This is a genomic window from Flavobacteriales bacterium (assembly GCA_013214975.1).
Lineage (GTDB): Bacteria > Bacteroidota > Bacteroidia > DT-38 > DT-38 > DT-38.
Map to the genome: position 1 here is coordinate 1 of JABSPR010000155.1, position 2,587 is coordinate 2,587.

At 38.0% G+C, this 2,587-nt stretch carries 3 protein-coding genes; all 3 read right to left on the reverse strand.

Annotation, left to right across the window (positions count from 1 at the left end; genetic code table 11):
• On the reverse strand, positions 1 to 638 hold a 638-nt coding region (locus HRT72_05600), incomplete at its 3' end, for a hypothetical protein (GenBank protein ID NQY67183.1).
• 63 nt (positions 639 to 701) lie between these two features.
• The gene (locus tag HRT72_05605) at positions 702 to 1,574 is read right to left on the reverse strand and encodes a hypothetical protein (GenBank protein ID NQY67184.1); all 873 of its coding nucleotides are present in this window, start codon (positions 1,572 to 1,574) and stop codon (positions 702 to 704) included.
• Between the two features lie 117 nt (positions 1,575 to 1,691).
• Complete coding sequence (locus tag HRT72_05610; GenBank protein NQY67185.1) at positions 1,692 to 2,501, reverse strand: hypothetical protein; 810 nt, start codon at positions 2,499 to 2,501, stop codon at positions 1,692 to 1,694.
• Positions 2,502 to 2,587: the final 86 nt, after the last annotated feature.

Sequence of the window (2,587 nt, forward strand, 5' to 3'; positions counted from 1 at the left end):
GCTTTTTTCTTAGGACGTCCAGCATTGTTAGTTACTCTTTTAGCTTCAGAGTGAGAAAATGTTACTTTGTAAAAGACGTGAGCATAAGTTCCTACTTTGGCAATTCCATAGTCTTCAGCAAGTTGAGTCCATAGACCATTTTTAATCATACCACCAGCTTCAGCTTGAGCTAAAGTACAAATGCTATCGCCTCTAAACAAAACAGCATTGTCACCTTCTGAGATCTCGTAGTGCTTTAATGTAGCGGTATCACCATCAAGATTATTCCAAGCATTAGCAGAAGAACATTGTAGAATACCACCGTTCAAAGCAGAAGGGGAAGCTAATTTAGAACCATTCTTGCTACCAATTGGGTGAAGATATACAACAACAGCGTCTTTACCAGCCCATTTCTGACGACGGAAATCAATTCTTACACCAGGGTCACCTTTTTCTGTAGTATTAACGGCTCCATAAGGTACTTGAAGTACGTTACAAGCTTTTACGTTAAGCTTCATATTACCAGGTGTGCTGGTTGTGTTAATATACGGCGCTTTTTCCTCTTTTACTTGAACTGTTAGGCTCTCGTATGCAACATCGGCAGAAAAATTTGCAAAATCAAATACTACTGCTTCTTCGTTATTATTATTATTATCCATGATTACTTAAAATTAATTGTTAATAAAATTGTTAATAGAAATTATTTAATGATGTTCTTAATTCTATTGAGGAGGGTTATCAACTTCTTCTACGTCTACCTCAATATAATCTCCCGTATCATTTAAAACGGGTTCTGCATGTCCACCTTGCTTCATATGTATTTTAATACCTGCTAAATTAGCCATAGCGGAAGTTTCCTTAAGATTCTTTAAGAGGTCGGAGGCTATCCTTTTTGACCCTCTCGTAAAGCATCTCGTGTATAACATATCTACTAAGTAATTTGACCAGTTATTCTTCTTCAGGAGGTCAGCTGCGACAGCTTCGCTCATATGGTAGTCTATTATCATTTCCATACCATTCGATTCTCGCGTGAACTTAATTCGAGTACGACGGTCAGTAAAACCCTTAGCAAGTAAGGGGCAAGGAATCCTCTTAAGAAGGTACTTACCTGTTTGGGTGAATTCGGTTTTCAATTTCTTATCCTCTCCAAAATCAGAGGCTTTAAGAATTTGATACTCATTTGTATTAACTCCTTCCATAACTTCTTTCATGGAAAGCTTCAACACACCTAATCCACCAACTTGGTAGTATTCAATCTCAACTGCGTCTTCAACGATTACATAAGTAACTCCACCATTTAAAAGAATGGCTTCGTGTATATGAACCCCAGCACTTATCCGAGTACCTCCCGGACCAGGTATAGGGTACAGCTCATTAGTACTTTGTGAAAAAGATAAACCAATATCCTTACCGTACTGCCAAGCCATCATTAAATCAGCACCTGTTTTAAAAGGTACAATAGAACTCTTATCTAGCTGGTTAGCGTAATCGAGCATGGTAGCAAAACCAGTCTCTTGCGTCCAACCTGCCATAGCAAGGTTCTGCTTAGTTTCGACTATCTCCTTAGAAGTAGCCTTTTTTTGTTCGTTATTCATCGGATTGTAAAGATAAGAATATTAAACAAATAAACAAATTTTTCAATGAACTTTGTCAACAAATAGCAGAAAAAACTCATCAGCTTAGGCATAAATTTCACCTATCTTCTTACTGGCTTAACCAGTCTTGAAACTCTGCCTTGTAGCATTAAGTATTCTACCATTTGCAAAATTGTCTCTGAACCACATATTAGCTTCTCTTCCTTTACGGCTCTTTATCATAGCCCCATGAATTAGGTGGCTAGTGTTGAGTTTATCTGGTCCGTAATGTCGGATATTAAGACGCTCAGGTCTGTGATTAATTAAGACATTATCGCATGCCCACCATAAAGAAGCACCGCAATGAATGTCGTTCTTCCCAGGGTAATGCATAGCTGGTTTAAGTATTCTCTCGTCTCTCTCGATATTCTGGTTCAACTGACCGACTGGAATAACCATTGCATCAAAATCAGTGCGAAGGTCAATACAGGTACGAGCAGTTGCTGCTTGTAATTCATTATCACTCTTCTCTCCGAGTTTAGCACTCAGCAGAGTATGGTCGATAGAAATACAAAGCTTATAACCTGGATACTTATTGGCAATAAATTCTACTGTCCAATAGAGTTGACGAAGATTACCACTTGTTGCAATATAGAATTCCTTACGTGACCTAAGACTATCAAGAACCTCATTACAACTAGCAGATTCAACATCTGTTATTTGTAGGTACTTCTTGGTATTCTTGTCATATTCAGAACTCATTAAATAACCATATGATTTACCAATTGTAGTAGCAGTTGCTCTTAACAATTCGTCAGCAGCGTCCATTTCATAACCGAAATGTACGTTAATGACTTTATGCTTACAACCTTTGTTGATTGCCTTATGAATAAGTCGTCCATCATGCTTAACTAACCTAGCACTAGGATAGTATAAAGCATTGGCCAATTCAAGTTCATGTTCTGTAGGCCGACCTGCCCTTAAAGTGTCTGGGTCAAATATAACAGGTTGTGCTTCATGTTAATTAAGAGTAA

What these genes read in the sequence shown, in the direction of transcription:
- HRT72_05605 (NQY67184.1), bottom strand. Translation starts at nt 1,574, where the DNA reads ATGAATAACGAACAAAAAAAGGCTACTTCTAAGGAGATAGTCGAAACT.